We start from the raw sequence: 15,138 nt of genomic DNA on the forward strand, positions 1-15,138 counted from the left end.
GCCGAGACGCCGGCGGCGGCCTCCCGGTGGAGGATGAGGGGAGGGCTTGACCGGGCGAGGTGGACGGTATGGACGACTCCCGCTTCCCGTTCCTCGACGGTGTGGCAGGGGTGCTGGTCGATGGCGGTGGCAGGATCCTGGACTGCACGGCGGCAGCCGAGGCGCTGCTCGCCCTTCCCGCCGGAGTGCTGCGCGGCCGTCTGGTCCGCGAGCTGCTCGCCGGGCGGCTCGAACCCGCCGGGGCGCTGGACGGGGTCAAGCTGGGTGAGCCCGAAGGCGCCTGGGCCGGGCGGGTGCAGGTCCGCACCGGGGACGGCCGGCTGCTCGACCTGGAGGTCCGGCTGCTGGCGCTGCGCGGCGCCGCCGGCGGGGATCGCACGGCCGCCCGCTACGTGGTGCTCGGCGCCCCCGCGGCCACCGCCGACCGCTGGCGCCAGGACCAGGCCTTCACCCGCGAGCTCTTCCTCCAGGACCGGTTCGGCCTGGTGGTCTTCGACCGCGACCTGCGGATCGTGCGCACCAACACCCACCTGCTGCCCTACTCCGGCATGCCCGTCGCGCTCAGCGGGCGCCGGCTCGCCGACTTCCTGCAGCCCCAGGACGCCGCCGCCGTGGAACAGCACCTGCGGCAGGTGATGGAGACCGGCCGGCCGCTGGTGCTGGCCGAGGAGCTGGCCAGGACGGTGATAGACCCGCGCGGTGGTCGGATGATGGCGATCTCCGCCTTCCGCCTGCAGGGCGCCGACGGCGAGGTGATCGGGCTCACCGCGCTCTTCAACGACATCACCGAGGAGTACCGGACCCGGCGCCGGCTGGCTCTGCTGCACCAGGTCACCGCCGCCATCGGCCGCTCGCTCTCGGTCACCGACAGCGCGAAACAGCTCGCCGAGGCGCTGACCGGCACCTTCGCCGACGTGGCCAGCGTGGAGATCGCCGCCGCCGTGTTCAGCGGTGAGGAACCCGCCCCGGACCCGAACGGGCGGCTGCTGCTGCGCCGCACCGCCGTGGCCGGTCCGCCCGAGTCGCTGCCGGCCCCCGGCGACACCGTGCTGGTCGGCCCCGACGGCGAGACGGTGCTGGTCGGCCCGGACGGCAGGGAGGAGGTCGGGGTGCTCGGGGCCCTCGCCGAGCCCTGGCGGCTCACCGCCCCGCTGAGCGCCCGCGGCGTGCTGCTCGGCCGGATCAGCGTGCGCCGCGACCGCTGGAAGGAGGCCTACGAGGAGGAGGACCACGCACTGCTGAAGGAGGCCGCCGCCCGCGCCGGGCTCGCGCTGGACAACGCGCGCCGCTACACCCGCGAGCACCGCGCCGCGATCGGCCTGCAGCGCAGCCTGCTGCCGCCGGCCGTCCGCTCGGTCGCCGCCGTCAGCACCGCCAGTGTCTACCTGCCCACCGACACCGTCGGCGGGGTGGGTGGCGACTGGTTCGACGTCATCCCGCTCTCCTCCGCCCGGGTGGCGCTGGTGGTCGGCGACGTCACGGGCCACGGCCTGCACGCCTCCGCCACCATGGGACGGCTGCGCACCGCCGTGCGCACCCTGGCCGACCTGGACCTGGAGCCCGAGGAGCTGCTGGTCCACCTCGACGACCTGGTGGCCCAGTTGCTGGTGGAAGCCGCGCTGGCGGCCGACGACGAGGACGACCTGGAGGCCGACGGCCTGCACCCGACCCGGTACGGGGTGGTCGCCGAGCCGGCCGTGGAGCAGAGTGGCAGCGCGCGCTCCCGGCCCGAGGCCGCCTCCTTCGGCGGCACCTGCCTGTACGCCGTCTACGACCCGGTGTCGCGCACCTGCACCGTGGCCAGCGCCGGCCACCCGCCGCCCGCCGTCGCGCATCCGGACGGCAGCACCGAGTTCCTGCCGGTGGTGCCGGGCCCGCCGCTGGGCGTCGGCGGCCTGCCGTTCGAGTCGGTCAAGGTGGAGCTGGAGCCCGGCAGCGTGCTGGCGCTCTACACCGACGGCCTGATCGAGCGCGGCGAGGGTGACATCGACGCCGGGATGGCCGAGTTGACCCGGCGGCTGGCCGTCGTGCTGGCCCAGGACCTGCCGCTGCCCGAGACGGGTCAGCGGATCATCGCCGGCCTGCCGCCCACCCGGCTGCAGGACGACGTCACCCTGCTGCTGGCCCGCACCAAGGCCGTCGCGGCGGCGGACACCGCCGTCTGGTCGGTGGAGCCGGAGCCGGCGGCGGTGGCCAAGGTCCGTGAGGACGCCACCAGCACCCTGGAGGACTGGGGGCTGGCGGAGTTGGCCTTCACCACCGAACTGGTGCTCAGCGAGCTGGTGACCAACGCGATCCGCTACGCCGGCGGCCCGGTGGTCGTGCGGCTGATCCGCGCGGACACGCTGACCTGCGAGGTCTCGGACGGCAGCAGCACCCAGCCGCGGATGCGCCGGGCCCGGCTGACCGACGAGGGCGGGCGCGGGCTCTACCTGGTGGCGCAGCTGACCAACCGCTGGGGGAGCCGGTACACGGCTTCGGGCAAGACGATCTGGACCGAGCAGGAGCTACCGGGCGGGTGAGCCGCGGGATCGGCTGCCACGAGGCTGCTGACGCTCTATCATGTCGTCTCCCCCGTATGCCGTCCTCCGGAGGTGCTGGTGACCGCGACCTCAGCGGCGATACCTGACGGTGCGGCGGGCGGCGGTCGATGACTGAGGCCGCCGACGTGGAGGTGTGGCTGACCCGGGTCGATGGCCAGGAGCGGTCTGCCGCACGGGAGTTGGTGTTGCGGCTGGTGGCGGAGCGGACCGGGACACCGGTCGGGCGGCTGCGGCTGGGGCGGGCCGCGTCGGGGCGGCCGGTGGTCGAAGGTGTGGCGGGTGTGGCGGGCGTGGCGGTGAGCGTGAGCCGGCTGCGCGGGGTGGTCGCCGTGGCGGCGGGGGACGGGGTGGCGGGGGTCGGCGTGGCCGTGGAGTGGATCCGGCCGCTCGCCCACGCGGCATTGGCGCGGCGCTGGTTCCCGGCCGCCGAGGCCGCCTGGATCGCTGGACAGCACCCGGACCAGCGCTCGGCCGCCCTCCTCTGGCTCTGGACCCGGAAGGAGGCGCTGGCCAAGGCGGTTGGTCAGGGGCTGGGTGGCGGCACCGGTCTGCTGCGCCCGGTCGGGGCGGCGCCGTCGAGCTGGCCGCCCGGGCCCTGCTCGGCGCTGCCGATCGGCTCGGAACCCGGCTCCGTGGCCTGGCCGGTGACGGAGGATCTGATGCTGGCGGTCGCGGCCCACGGCGCGCACCGCACGGCCTTGACGGTCCGTCAGTCACCGTGCGGCGCATGATGCCTGATCGAAGCCGTGCGGAGACCGCCAGTTGGCGTCAGCCAGTGTGCCCGGCGCGGTGCACCCGCAGGGCCCAGCGCACCAGCGGTACCTGGAGCGGGAGTCGGGCGAGCGTGGCCGCGCGCTGCGGGGTCGGCCGGTGGCGCGCGTCGTAGGCCATCTTGACGTTGGCCGGGTAGACGGCCACGAAGAGTCCGGCCGCCGCCAGGGCGGCGAGCCGCCGGGTGCGCGGTGCGACGACGGCCGCCCCGATGGCGAGTTCGGCCACCCCGCTGGCGTACGTCCAGCGGCGCGGGGCGCCGGGCAGCGCGCGGGGCACCATCGCGTCGTACGGCTTGGGCGCGACGAAGTGGGTGATGCCGGCCCCGATCAGCAGGCCGCCGAGGACCCGGGCGGAGCGCTCTGCGGAAGCGGGCATGGGGTTCACTCCAGGGCTCGGCGGATCTCGCTACCCGGTCTCGGCAGCTGATCTCGTTACTGGAGAGTAGCCGCTGGCAGCGGTCGGCGACAGCCCCCTCAGTGCGCCGGGGTGGGGAGCGGCTGAGCCGTCGGGCCGAACTCCCGCAGCGCCTCGTCCACGATGGCGGTCAGCTGGGCGTGGTGAGCGCCCCGCCAGTAGACCTGCCCGCAGTCGCCGCAGCGGGCGAACGCGTCGTACGAGCGCTCGGTGCCGTCCAGCAGCTGCTCCTGCACCGCGTCCTTGGTGGCCTCGTGCAGCGTGCCGTTGCAGGCCGTGCACCTGGTCCACGGCGCCAGTGGTGGCGCGAACCGGGAGAGCACGTCGCGCAGTTGCTCGGCCGGCCGGTGGCTGTACACGTACCCGCCCGCCCACAGCTCGCGGCGCCGCAGCAGCCCGCGGTCGCGCGAGAGCAGCACCCGCCGCTCGGTGGCCGAGCGGGTGGCGAGCGCGGCGTCGCCGATGTCCGGGTTCTCGTACGCGGCGTCAACTCCCAGCAGGCGCAGCCGGCGGGCGAGCGTGCCGAGATGGACGTCGAGCAGGAAGCGCAGCGGCCCCGGCACCTGCTGCGGTCGCGTGACGCCCTGGACGGTGATCTGCGCGCCGTGCTCGGGCAGGTGCCCGGCCGGCACCGGACGCCCGTCGGCGAGCAGTGCGCCCACCTCGGTCAGCGGCACGCCGAGCGACTCCACGACGTGGCCCAGGGTCGAGGCGCCGTCGGTGCGGACCAGGGTGCGGTCCGCCTGGCGCCGACCTGAGGCGAGGAACAGTCGTAGCTCAGGGGCGACGATCAACGAGATCTCGGGCTTCTGCGCGCTCTCCACGCGGCCAGCATGCCAGCGCGGGGGCGGGCCGGGCCAATCGTTTCACGGTCGGTGGGGGTGGGGCGGTCCGAGTCAGGAGGCGTGGGTCTGCGCGTGCACCGGGCCGCTGCCGGAGGTCGGCGGCTGGGCCGGGGGTTGCAGCGGTGAGGTCGAGGGCGTGCTGGACGGCGTGTCGCCGGCGGGGGCCGGGCTGCTGCCACCGGCCGCCTGGCCGGGGACGGCGTGGGCGAAGAACACCCCGAGCGCCGCACAGAGCAGCACGGCGCCCGCCCCGATCCGGCGGGTCCAACCGGCCGACCGGGCCAGGCCTGTGTCGCGCAGGGTGTTCATGCCGCGCACCTCCTTGCGTCTGCCACCAGTCTGCGACGGCGGGTGTAGGGCGAGGGTGAAGTCCCGGTAGGCGCAGCGCTGGGGCCTCTCTTACGGATCTTGCCCGGCGTCGCGCGCCCCGCGGCGTCAGCCGCTGGTGTCACAGCCGACAAGATCCGTAAGAGAGGCCCTAGTTGCCCCAACGGCTCGCGAGCGGAGCGCCGGCGATCGCGAGGCCGATGCCCACCGCGAGGGCGAGGACGGGCAGCAGCCAGCGCAGGGCCCGCCCCGGCACGTGTTCGGCGGCGCGGCGGGCGGCGGCGCGGTGGCCGGTGCCCACGGCGGCTCTTCCGGAGGGCCGGCGGCGCAGGTCGGCGCCGATCAGCCTGGGCAGGCGCCACAGGTGGACCAGCACGTGCAGGCCCATGGCCGCCAGCCAGAGGTAGAAGAACGCCTTGTGCAGGAAGAGCACGGGCAGGCCGTCGACCGTGCGCTCGCCGGTCAGGGCCAGCGTGGTGCCGGTGGCCAGCACGCCGGCGGTGGTGACCACCACCGCCGGGCCGAGCAGCCGCAGGGCCGGCGGCGGCGGGCCCTGGTGGCGGTAGGCGGCGGCGCCCGTGTAGTACCGCACGGCTCGGTAGCAGACCGTGCCGAGCTTCAGCGTGGCCGGGCCGATCAGGGTGAGGCCGAAGATGAAGTGCCAGGTCAGCAGCCGGCTCACGGACAGGATGGTGACGCCCTGGGCGGCGAAGAGCACCAGCAGCAGGGTGCCCACCAGCGCGGTGAGCCGCTGGTTGCCGAGCGGGCGCCCGCCCGTGCCGGCGCCGGGCGCGGCGGGATCGCCGGGCCCGCCGGGCCCGCGCTGCGGGGCGAGGTGCGAAGGCGCGCTGCTGGTCGGTGGCACGAGGGCTCCCTGGGGTGCTCGGCGGAGCGGATCGGTCGCCACCGCGGGTGCCTTCCCCGGGGGCGTGCAGCAGTCTGACGGGTCATCGACTAAGAAATGGTTCAGGCGGCCGGTGGCGGGCGGTCACCGGCCGCCCGCTCCAGGCGCAGGGCCAGGACCGGGCAGGCGGCGACCGCCCGGCGGGCGTGGCCGAGCAGGTCGGCGGGCACGGCCTGGCCGTGGATGACCGGGTAGCCCCATTCGTCCAGGTCGATGAGCTCGGGCAGCAGCTCCGCGCACAGGCCCCGCCCGTCGCAGGCGATCCGGTCGATGGCGAGCCGGTGGTGACGGTTCATCGCCAGCCCACCTCGTCGGCTGCCGGCCCGCCCGGTACGGGCAGCACCGGTGGCAGTGCCGCGCCCGGACACGGACCCGTCTCCAGGTGGCGCCGCACGTCGGCGGCGAAGACCGCCAGCGCCGTCGCGGCCAGCCGGGACGCCCCGTCCGGGTGGCGGCAGGCGCCCCGTCCGGCGAGCAGCTCGACCCGGTGCGGGAGCCGGGCGGGCAGCTCGGCGTCCGGGCGGCCCCAGGCCAGTTGGTGGAAGTCGGCGGCGACGGCCGGCAGGCCGAACCGGCACGGCCCGCACTGCCGGGCGCTCTGCGCGGCGAGGAAACCGAGGACCCGTGCCGTCTCGGCCAGCCCGCAGGAGTCCGCCGGCAGCGCCACCAGTACCCCCGCGCCCGGCCCGGCGCCCAGCGCGGCCAGCTCGGGCCTGGCGAACGGCACCGCCGGCGCCTGCTCGGCGCTGAGCCAGCTGCCGAAGAACCCGCCGACCAGCACCGCGCCCAGCGGCCGGCTCGTCCCGCCCGCCGCGGCCAGCACGGCGCCCAGCGGCGTGCCGAGCGGCAACTCGTGCACCCCGGGCGCGTGGACGGCGCCGGAGACGGTGAGCAGCGTGGTGCCCGGCGCGTCGGCCGTTCCGGTGCCGCGGAACCAGCTGGGGCCGTAGCGGGCGATCAGTGCCAGGTGGGCCAGCGTCTCCACGTTGTCGACCAGGGTCGGGCGGCGGTCCACCCCCTTCTCGAACGGGCGGGGCGGTGTGGCCAGCGGGCGGGCCGGGCCGCCGTTCAGCCACTGGACCAGTGAGGTCTCCTCGCTGGAGACGTAGTGGTGGGGGAGCCGGTGCACCTCGACGGGTATCCGGTCCAGCCCGGCCCGCCACCGCTCCGCGACCGCCCGGGTCAGCCGGTCCACCTGGGTGGCGCGGGCGCTGCCGCGCGGCAGGCAGAGGTGGATCACCGTGGCGTCGACGGCGGCGGCGGCCAGCGCTGCGCCGTCCAGGACCAGGTGCGGAGCCAGGTCGAGCAGCGCCTCGTCCTTGCGGCTGGCGGGCTCGCTCTCCATGCCGTTGACGACCACCACAGGGCGACCGCGCCCCTCGGCGACCGCGCGCAGCTTGCGTCCGGTGGGGAAGGCCGCGCCGCCGCGTCCGGTGAGGCCGGCCTGCTCGACGGTTTGGAGCAGCGCCGCACGGGCCTGCCGGGCGCCGCGCTCGGACGGGAGCGGGGCGGGGCCGTAGCGCCGCAGGTGCTCGGTGAGGTCGGCCGGGCCGCCCGTCTCGAACCAGCCGCGCAGCAGGCGGTGTTCGGTGCTCTGCCGAAGTTCGGTGGTCTGGGTCATCCGAGCTCCCGGGAGATCAGGCCGGTCGACGTGCTGACAGTCGACGTGCTGACGGTCGACGTGGCGGGGGCGAGTGCGCGGTGCGACCAACCCGGTTGCAGCGGACCGGTGGCCAGGAACACGGTCAGCACGGCGGGGACGGCCGCCGCCGCCACCGCGCCCCACCAGCGCGCGGCCCGGTGGCCGGGGCCCGCCCGGTACAGGCGCCACCAGACCGCGCCGACCACGGCCAGCAAGCAGACCGCGTAGAGGCCGAGTTGGAGCGAGAGCCGGGTGTCGGTCCCGGTCCCGGCAGCATGGAACAGGGCCAGCGGCCAGCTCGCGTACGCCAGCCAGTGCACCGCCTTCCAGCGCCGCTGCCCGATCCGCAGCCGCACCGCGCTGGTCAGCAGCACGGCGAGCAGCAGATCGAAGGCGAGCGCGCCCAGGCCCACCCAGAGCGTCCGGTAGGAGGAGGCGAACGGGACCACCGCGTCGATCCAGCCGAAGTGCACGTAGCTGTCGGCGATCGCGGTGACGATGTGCAGCAGCAGGAACGCCAGCGCCAGCAGCGAGAGGTTGCGGTGCAGCGCGCCGATCTCGAACCGGGCGATCCGCTTGGGCGCGTACCGGCCGCCGGCCACGATGCCGAGCAGCACGGTCGCGGTGAGCAGCAGCAGCGCCACCGTGCCGCCCGCGCGGGTGGCGTACCAGAGCGGGCTGGGTCCGGCGGCGGCCAGCAGGACCGTGCTCGTCATCGGCGACCTCCGTCGGTGGGGCGGTCCTCGGTGGGCTGGTCTTCGGCGGGCCAGGCGGCGAGCCGGAGCACGGCGCCGTCCGTGCGCACCAGCCGGGCGGGCAGGGCGCGTTCGCGCAGCCAGCCGGGGGCCGCCTCGCCCAGCACGATCGCCGCCGTGCTGGCGGTGTTGGCGTCCAGACAGCTCGCGGCGGCCACGCTGACGGTCCGCCAGACGGGTGGCGGCACGTCGCCGGTGGTCGGGTCGACGATGTGGTGCAGCAACCGGCCACCGCGCCGCCAGGTCCGGGCGGTGATGCCCGAGGTGGCGAGGCCGCCGCCGCGCAGGGCGACCACGGGGCTGTCACCGCGGTCATCGCCGTCGCTGTCGTGCTGCTCCGGGTGCCCGTCGGCGATCCGCACCCGCCAGCCGTCGGCCGGCGGCGGACCGGCCACCGAGAGGTCGCCGCCGAGGTTCACCAGCACCCCGCAGCCGGTCGCCCGGGCCGCCCGCCGGGCCGCTCGGTCGGCGGCCAGCGCCTTGGCGGTGGCGCCCAGGTCGAGCGCGCAGCCCGGTGGCAGCCGCAGGCGGCGGCTCGCCGGCGCCCACTCGACGCTGCGCCAGCCGCTCGGCCGCACCGGCAGCGCCGGGCCGACCTGCTCGGGACGCACCGTCGCGAAGGTCCGGTCGTAGCCCAGCGCGACCAGCGCCGGGCCCACGGTCGGGTCGACCGCGCCGTCGGTGAGCTCGGCGGCCCGGAACGCGGCGTCGAGCGCTTCGGCGAAGAGCGGTCCGACCGTCACCGGCTGCCCGGCGGCGGCGTTCGCTCCGGAGAGCTCGGAGTCGGCGCGGAAACGGCTGCAGGCCAGGTCGATCGCCGCGAGCTCGGCGGTGAGCACCTGCCGGGCCGCGGCGAGCCGCTCCGGGTCGGTGACCAGCAGCACGGCGGTCGTCCCGAGGGCGGGGAAGCGGTCGATGGCCGGGGCGGCGCGGCTCATGACGCCTTCGACGTGGTGGTCGGCTGCGGCTGGGGCTGCTGCGGGGTGGGCGCCACCGGAGTCGGCGGCTGCTGGGGCGGCTGGAGCGGCGGTACGGGCTGCACCGGTTGCGTGGGCTGGACGGGCACCGGCTGCGGGGGCGGTGTCGGCCGGGCCGCTGCTGTCGGGCTCGCCTGGGACGGGACAGGAGCTGGTGCGGATGTCTGTGCGGTGGTGGGCATGGGTGTCGTCGGAGTCGGAGTCGGAGTCGGAGTCGGGGTCGCGTTCGGAGTCGGGGTCGGCGTCGGGGTGGCCGCGACCGCCGAAGGCCGCGCCGCCGGCACCACCGCCGTGCTGCCCGGCAGCGAGTGCGCGTACCCCGTGCCCAGCACCACCGACCCCGCCGCCGCGGCCACCCCGGCGCCGATGGTCGCCGCGCCGACCCGGCGCAGCCCCCAGCGGCGCAGCCGGACCGCGCGCCGGTTCGGGGTCGGGTGCTGAGCGCTCATGAAGGGGGCTCCTCGGGTTCCTCGGGGTCCGTCCACCTCCAGAGTCCCCATCGACCTGTCGGGAACCCGTTCAGAAGACCTTCACAACTCGTAAAGACCGAGAGAAGGCCAGGTCAGCCGCTCGCCGCCCGGGCGGCCGGCAGTTCGAGTTCGACCGTCAGGCCACCGCCCGGCGTGTCGGCCAGCCGCGCCTCGCCGCCGTTGGCGGTGACCAGCCGGTGCACGATCGCCAGCCCCAGGCCGGTGCCGGTCGCCTCCGGGTTGCCGAAGCGGCGGAACGCCGCCTCCCGCGCCGCCGCCGTCATCCCCGGGCCGTCGTCCACCACGCGCAGCAGCACCCGGCCGCTCCCGGCGGCCGCGCCCTCGATCCGGACCCGACCGCCCGCCGGGACGGCGTCCAGCGCGTTGGCGAGGAGGTTGTCCAGCACTTGCTCCAGGTCGCCGCCGCCGAGCGAGGCGGCCAGCCGCGCCGGGCAGCTGGTGCTGAGCGCCACCCCGCGCTCGGTCGCCAGCGGTTCCCACGCCGCCACCCGCTCGGCGGCCACCTCGGCCAGTCGGACGGTGACCGGCTTGGGCACCGCGCTCTCCGCCCGCGCGGCCGCGAGCAGCCCGTCCACCAGCCGGGAGAGCCGGGCGATCTCCTCCTGCGCCCCGGCCAGCTCGGCCGCCGTCTCGCCGTCCGCCCCGGTGGGTCCGTCCGCCAGCAGGTCGAGCCGCAGCCGCAACGCCGTCAGCGGGGTGCGCAGTTGGTGCGAGACATCGGCGATCACCGCCCGGTGCCCGTGCACCAGCGTCTCGGTCCGCGCCGCCATGGTGTTGAACGTCGCCGCCAGCCGCCGGACCTCCTGCGGTCCGCGCTCCACCGGCGCCCGCGCCGCCAGCTCGCCCTCGCCGAGCCGGCGCGCGGCCAGGTCCACCTCGTGCAGCGGCCGGCCGACCCAGCGGGCCAGCCGGACCGAGACCAGCGTCCCGGTCAGGATGCCGCCGACGCCGATCAGGGCGAGCCAGCTCCAGATCACCGCGATCCGGTCGTCCAGCGGGTCGGTGGAGCGGGTCAGCACGGCCACCCCCACCGCGTCGTCGGTGTCACCGACCGGCACGGCCACCGTGAGGCGGTCGTCGGCGCGCGCTGTGCGGGTCTGCGGCGAGTCCGACCTGCCGGCGGCGTTCGGGCTCGCGAGCACGGCGCCGACCAGGGACGGGACGACGCCGCCGGTGGCCGTGCCGCAGGAGGTGCGGGCGATCTGCGCTCCGGTGGCGTCGTAGACGGCCGCGCAGCCGCCGTCCCGCTGGGCGTCGTCCAGCAGGCGCAGCATCGCCTCTTCGGACTTCTGGTCGGACAGGTGCTCCTCGGCCGCCGACGCGATCGCCCGGGTGGCGGCCTCGGCGGAGCTGCGGAAGGAGGTCTCCTCGCGCTCGGTCAGCAGGATGCCGAGCGGGACCACCGCCAGCACCAGCAGCACCACGACCAGCAGCGAGACGGTCAGCGCGATCCGCCGGGTCATGGCCGCGGGGTGCCGGTCGCGGTGTCCTGCGTCGCGCCCTCACCCACGCCCAGCCGGAATCCGCGCCCGTAGACGGTCTCCACCAGCCCCGGCACGCCGAGCTTGCGGCGCAGCGCGGCCATGTGGACGTCCAGCACCTTGGTCGGGCCGTACCAGTGTTCGTCCCAGGCGCGTTCCAGGATCTCCTGGCGGGTCACCACCCGCCCCGGGTCGACGGCCAGGCACTCCAGGATGTCGAACTCCTTGGGCGTCAGCGCCACTTCGCCGCCGTGCACGGTGACCTTGCGGGTGCGCGGGTCCACCGTCAGCGGTCCGTGGCTGAGCAGTTCTGGCCCGATCGGCCGGGTGCGGCGCAGCACCGCGCGGATCCGGGCCAGCAACTCGGCCAGCCCGAACGGCTTCACCAGGTAGTCGTCCGCCCCCTCGTCCAGCGCGCTGACCCGGTCGCCCTCCTCGCCGCGCGCGGTCACCACGATGATCGCCGCCGCGTCCGAGCGGCGCCGCAGCAGCCGGCAGACGGTCACCCCGTCCAGGTCCGGCAGCCCGAGGTCGAGCAGCACCACGTCCGGTACCGGGTCCTGGCGCAGTGCCGCCTGCCCCGTGTCCACGCTGCCCGCCGCGTACCCCGCCCGCGCCAGGCCGCGGACCAGCGACCGGGAGATCGCGGGGTCGTCCTCGACCACCAGGACACGGACGGCCGGGGCGCCGGGAGCCTCGGCGGGGTGGCCGGGAGTGGTGTCGTGCATGCTCCCAGCCTAGGGCCGAACCCTTCGCGGACCGGTCGCGGTCCACGTCGCCGTCACGCCGCCTTCGCCGCCCCCGTCGTCGCCGTCACGCCTCGTCCGTCGCGCGCCGTCCCCAGGCGGTGATCAGCGGGGCGGTGGTGACGTCCAGCTCCTGGTCCGGTGCCGTGCTCGCCAGCCGGTCGAGGTGGCGCTGGATCTCGGCGCCGGTCGCCAGCCCGCCGGCGATCAGCTGCTCGCTCAGCTGACGGACCGTCGCCGCCTCCAGGGTCCGGCAGGCCGCCGAGGTGACCGGGAAGTAGCCCTCCGCCCGCACCTCGTGCAGGCCCGCCCCGCGGAGCAGGGCCGGCAGGGTGCGCCCGAAGGCGAGGTCGACGCCACGCTCGGCCAGCAGCGCGCGGAAGCCGCGCCGGATCCGGTTGGCCAGCTCCTCGGCCGGTCCCCGCTCGTCCGGGCAGGCGAGCGGTTGGAGCGCCGGGTCCGCGTCCTCCACCACCAACCAGCCGCCCGGGCGGACGGCGGCGGCCAACCGCCGCAGCACCGCGGCGCGCTCGGGCAGGTGCACCAGCACCAGGCGGGCGTGCACCAGGTCGAACCGCCCCTCGGGCGGGGCGTCGCGGACCACGTCGTGACGGCGCACCTCGATCGGTGGCCCGGCCGGTGGGTCGAGGTCGGCCAGCCAGGAGGTGTCGATGTCGGTGGCCAGCACCCGCCCGCTCGGCCCGACCCGCTCGGCCAGCGCCAGGGGCAGCGCAGGGCCGCCCGCGCCGACCTCCCAGCAGCGCCAACCCCGCAGTGGCCCGAGCCGCTCCAGGTGGGTGAGCGTCCACGGGTCGAACAACTCGGCGATCGCGGCGAAGCGTTGGCCCGCCTCGCGTTGCCGGTTGTCGAGCAGGTAGCGGGTGGCGGCATTGTCGGGTGCGCTGTCAGGTGTCCGGTCGTTCATGCCCCCATCCTGCACCCCGTCCTGCCTGCGGTTCGTCCGGCCACCACGCTGACGGTCCGTCAGGTCCACGGTCGGCGCCGCGCCGCCCGGTACCGTGGCGGGCATGCGAATCGTCATCGCCGGTGGCCACGGCCAGGTCGCGCTCCACCTCGAACTCCTGCTCGCCGCCCGCGGCGACCAGCCGGTCGGCCTGATCCGCCGCTCCGAACAGGCCGACGACCTGCGCCGGCAGGGTGCGGAGCCGGTGCTCTTCGACCTGGAGACCGCCGCGCCCGAGCAGCTCGCCAAGGTGCTGGACGGCGCCGACGCGGTCGTCTTCGCCGCCGGTGCCGGGCCCGGCAGCACCGCCGCCCGCAAGGACACCGTCGACCGGGGCGCCGCCGTCCTGCTCGCCGACGCCGCCGAACTGGCCGGTGTGCGACGCTACTTGATGCTGTCGTCGATGGGCGCGGACGCCCGCGCCGGGGACGGCGCGGACCCGGTCTTCGGCGCGTACCTGCGGGCGAAGGGCGCCGCCGACGACGACCTGCGCGGGCGGCACGGCCTGCACTGGACGGTGCTTCGCCCCGGCCGGCTGACCGACGAGCCGGCTACCGGGCTGGTCCGGCTGGCCGACTCGACGGGCCGCGGCGCCGTCCCCCGCGAGGACGTGGCGGCGGTGCTCGCCGCGCTCCTGGCGGACCCGCCGCCGCTGGCGGGGCGGACGGTGGAGCTGGTGTCGGGCACGGTGCAGGTGGCGGCGGCAGTCGCGGCGGCGTAGGAAGAGGCCGCGCAGGAGCGGGCCGGCGGGGCCGGAACGCCACTTCGGGGAAGGCTACTTCTGGTACGCGGCGGTCGCGATCTGGACGAACGAGCGGATCAGTGGATTCGGGTCGCCCTCGTTCCAGGCCGCGACCACACGGCTCGGCGCCATGTCGATCAGTGCGCCGCCGAGCTCGGTCTCCAGCTGCTTGACCGCCCGGCTCAGCGGCGGCTGGCTCATGTGCAGCCGGGAGGCGGCCCGGCCGAAGTGGAGTTCCTCGGCGACCGCCACGAAGTAGCGCAGCGTGCGTAGCTCCATGCCCGCCACGATACCCGTACGGTATCGACGGTACGGAACAGGTCTTGGACGGCCGCACCGCCCTGGCGGTGGAATCGAAGCATGACCGATGAACCGCAAACCAGCGAGCCGATCGCCTACCCCGCCGTCTCGGTGGTCGGGCCGGGCGACGGCGAGACGATCGTCCTGGGCACCACGCGCCTGCGCGTCCTCGAAGACGGCAGCAACACCGGCCACCGCCTCGGGATCGCCGAGTCCGTTCTCGCGCCGCACACGCCCGGACCGCCGCAGCACCGCCACGCCCAGCACGACGAGGGCTTCTACATCATCTCCGGCACGGTGCGCTTCACGGTCGGCGAGACGGACTACGACGCGCCGGCGGGAACCCTCGTGATGGTCCCGCCCGGCGCCCCGCACACCTTCGCCAACCTGACCGACCAACCGGCCGTCATGCTCAGCACGTTCACGCCGGACAGCTATGTGCAGTACTTCCGGGACCTGCGGGACATGATCGCCGGCGGTCAGGCGCTGACCCCACAGGCGCACCTCGCGACGATGAGCCGGTACGCCACCGAGCCCGCCGTCTCGTGAACGTCGCCTACTGGATCGTCGCCGGCCTGCTCGCGCTCTTCTACCTCTACGGGGGCGGAGTGAAGGTGGTCCGGAACCGTGAGCAGCTCCGGCCGATGATGGCCTGGGTGGACAGCACGCCGATGCCGGCCGTCAGGGCGATCGGGATGATCGAACTGCTCGGTGCGGCCGGGCTGATCCTCCCGCCGCTGACCGGCATCGCGCCCTGGTCGGCGCCGGCCGCCGCCATCGGGTTCGTGGTCCTGCAGATCGGCGCGACCAGGGTCCACCTGAGGATGGGCGACCGCCAGGTCGCCCTCAACCTCGCGCTCCTGCTCGCCGCGGCCGTGACCGGCTGGCTGGCGACGACCTGGCTGTGACTCCGGGACCCTCGGACTGCGCCGGTTGCCGCACGTGAAGTGCCGTTCCTACGATGAACATATGGAAGCGAAGCCCGGCACCTGTGGCGGCGACCAGGAGTGGTGGTCATGACCAGGATCGACCCCGCCCACCGGCTCGCCCATCGCTGGCCGGCCGTGCTGGTCGTGCTGCTCGCCGTCGCGGTGCTGGTCCTGCTGATCGTGCTGCTGGACACGTTCCCGATCGCGTCCTCCTGAGCGTGATCGCCGGATGGGCGAAGCGGGTTGCCGATCGGCTCCTTTCGCCGGGACTTCGACGGCCCACTCGGCGGGGAGCCGTGGGGGC

The 15,138-nt window shown here is 75.6% G+C and carries 18 protein-coding genes and 1 pseudogene; 6 read left to right on the forward strand and 13 right to left on the reverse strand.

All coding sequences use genetic code 11. The features are described 5' to 3' along the window. Positions 1-68 precede the first annotated feature (68 nt). Complete coding sequence (locus ABH937_RS10815) at positions 69-2,522, forward strand: SpoIIE family protein phosphatase (RefSeq protein ID WP_280690683.1); 2,454 nt, start codon at positions 69-71, stop codon at positions 2,520-2,522. Between the two features lie 128 nt (positions 2,523-2,650). Beyond that, positions 2,651-3,274, forward strand: coding sequence for a 4'-phosphopantetheinyl transferase superfamily protein (locus ABH937_RS10820; protein WP_370218042.1), 624 nt, complete (start codon positions 2,651-2,653; stop codon positions 3,272-3,274). Positions 3,275-3,311: 37 nt separating this feature from the next. On the opposite strand, the gene ABH937_RS10825 is transcribed toward ABH937_RS10820, so the two are convergent. From ABH937_RS10825 to ABH937_RS10880, 12 genes are all read right to left on the reverse strand, one after another. Continuing rightward, positions 3,312-3,692, reverse strand: a complete 381-nt coding sequence (locus ABH937_RS10825; RefSeq protein WP_280690685.1) for a hypothetical protein — start codon at positions 3,690-3,692, stop codon at positions 3,312-3,314. A gap of 98 nt (positions 3,693-3,790) precedes the next feature. Beyond that, positions 3,791-4,555 (reverse strand): Mut7-C RNAse domain-containing protein, encoded by a 765-nt coding sequence (locus ABH937_RS10830; RefSeq protein ID WP_370218043.1) that lies wholly within the window; start codon positions 4,553-4,555, stop codon positions 3,791-3,793. 72 nt (positions 4,556-4,627) lie between these two features. Beyond that, positions 4,628-4,885, reverse strand: a complete 258-nt coding sequence (locus ABH937_RS10835) for a hypothetical protein (protein ID WP_280690687.1) — start codon at positions 4,883-4,885, stop codon at positions 4,628-4,630. A gap of 169 nt (positions 4,886-5,054) precedes the next feature. After that, on the reverse strand, positions 5,055-5,768 hold the full coding sequence (locus ABH937_RS10840; RefSeq protein WP_370218044.1) for a hypothetical protein: 714 nt from the start codon (positions 5,766-5,768) through the stop codon (positions 5,055-5,057). Between the two features lie 101 nt (positions 5,769-5,869). Continuing rightward, positions 5,870-6,103: a ferredoxin gene (locus ABH937_RS10845; protein WP_280690689.1), complete on the reverse strand. Its 234-nt coding sequence runs from the start codon at positions 6,101-6,103 to the stop codon at positions 5,870-5,872. Next, the gene (locus ABH937_RS10850; protein ID WP_370218045.1) at positions 6,100-7,428 is read right to left on the reverse strand and encodes an NADH-ubiquinone oxidoreductase-F iron-sulfur binding region domain-containing protein; all 1,329 of its coding nucleotides are present in this window, start codon (positions 7,426-7,428) and stop codon (positions 6,100-6,102) included. The genes ABH937_RS10845 and ABH937_RS10850 overlap by 4 nt, the downstream gene beginning before the upstream one ends. Then, positions 7,425-8,165, reverse strand: a complete 741-nt coding sequence (locus ABH937_RS10855) for a ferric reductase-like transmembrane domain-containing protein (RefSeq protein ID WP_370218046.1) — start codon at positions 8,163-8,165, stop codon at positions 7,425-7,427. The genes ABH937_RS10850 and ABH937_RS10855 overlap by 4 nt, the downstream gene beginning before the upstream one ends. Beyond that, entirely contained in the window at positions 8,162-9,142 is a 981-nt protein-coding gene (locus tag ABH937_RS10860) for an FAD:protein FMN transferase (protein ID WP_370218047.1), read from the reverse strand. Before ABH937_RS10860 ends, ABH937_RS10855 begins: the two co-directional genes overlap by 4 nt. Continuing rightward, positions 9,139-9,630, reverse strand: coding sequence for a hypothetical protein (locus tag ABH937_RS10865; protein ID WP_370218048.1), 492 nt, complete (start codon positions 9,628-9,630; stop codon positions 9,139-9,141). The genes ABH937_RS10860 and ABH937_RS10865 overlap by 4 nt, the downstream gene beginning before the upstream one ends. A 113-nt stretch (positions 9,631-9,743) precedes the next feature. Further along, positions 9,744-11,135, reverse strand: a complete 1,392-nt coding sequence (locus tag ABH937_RS10870) for a HAMP domain-containing sensor histidine kinase (RefSeq protein ID WP_280690694.1) — start codon at positions 11,133-11,135, stop codon at positions 9,744-9,746. Beyond that, positions 11,132-11,881, reverse strand: coding sequence for a response regulator transcription factor (locus tag ABH937_RS10875; protein WP_370218049.1), 750 nt, complete (start codon positions 11,879-11,881; stop codon positions 11,132-11,134). The genes ABH937_RS10870 and ABH937_RS10875 overlap by 4 nt, the downstream gene beginning before the upstream one ends. An 85-nt stretch (positions 11,882-11,966) precedes the next feature. Further along, a complete protein-coding gene (locus ABH937_RS10880) occupies positions 11,967-12,824 on the reverse strand; it encodes a methyltransferase domain-containing protein (protein WP_370218050.1) in 858 nt (285 codons plus the stop codon). A gap of 103 nt (positions 12,825-12,927) precedes the next feature. Here ABH937_RS10880 and ABH937_RS10885 point away from each other — a divergent pair, with 103 nt between their 5' ends. Next, positions 12,928-13,584 (forward strand): NAD(P)H-binding protein, encoded by a 657-nt coding sequence (locus ABH937_RS10885; protein ID WP_280690697.1) that lies wholly within the window; start codon positions 12,928-12,930, stop codon positions 13,582-13,584. Positions 13,585-13,719: 135 nt separating this feature from the next. On the opposite strand, the pseudogene ABH937_RS10890 reads toward ABH937_RS10885, so the two are convergent. Further along, a pseudogene (locus ABH937_RS10890) lies at positions 13,720-13,884 on the reverse strand (LysR family transcriptional regulator); the annotation flags it as partial. A gap of 81 nt (positions 13,885-13,965) precedes the next feature. Here ABH937_RS10890 and ABH937_RS10895 point away from each other — a divergent pair. The 3 genes from ABH937_RS10895 to ABH937_RS10905 all read left to right on the forward strand — a co-directional run bounded on the left by ABH937_RS10895 (position 13,966) and on the right by ABH937_RS10905 (position 15,050). After that, the gene (locus ABH937_RS10895; protein WP_280690699.1) at positions 13,966-14,454 is read left to right on the forward strand and encodes a cupin domain-containing protein; all 489 of its coding nucleotides are present in this window, start codon (positions 13,966-13,968) and stop codon (positions 14,452-14,454) included. Then, a complete protein-coding gene (locus tag ABH937_RS10900) occupies positions 14,451-14,813 on the forward strand; it encodes a DoxX family protein (protein ID WP_370218052.1) in 363 nt (120 codons plus the stop codon). Before ABH937_RS10895 ends, ABH937_RS10900 begins: the two co-directional genes overlap by 4 nt. 108 nt (positions 14,814-14,921) lie before the next feature. Then, positions 14,922-15,050, forward strand: a complete 129-nt coding sequence (locus ABH937_RS10905; protein WP_280690701.1) for a hypothetical protein — start codon at positions 14,922-14,924, stop codon at positions 15,048-15,050. The last annotated feature ends 88 nt before the right edge of the window (positions 15,051-15,138 follow it).

This window comes from Kitasatospora sp. GAS1066B, assembly GCF_041262605.1.
Classification (GTDB): Bacteria; Actinomycetota; Actinomycetes; order Streptomycetales; family Streptomycetaceae; genus Kitasatospora.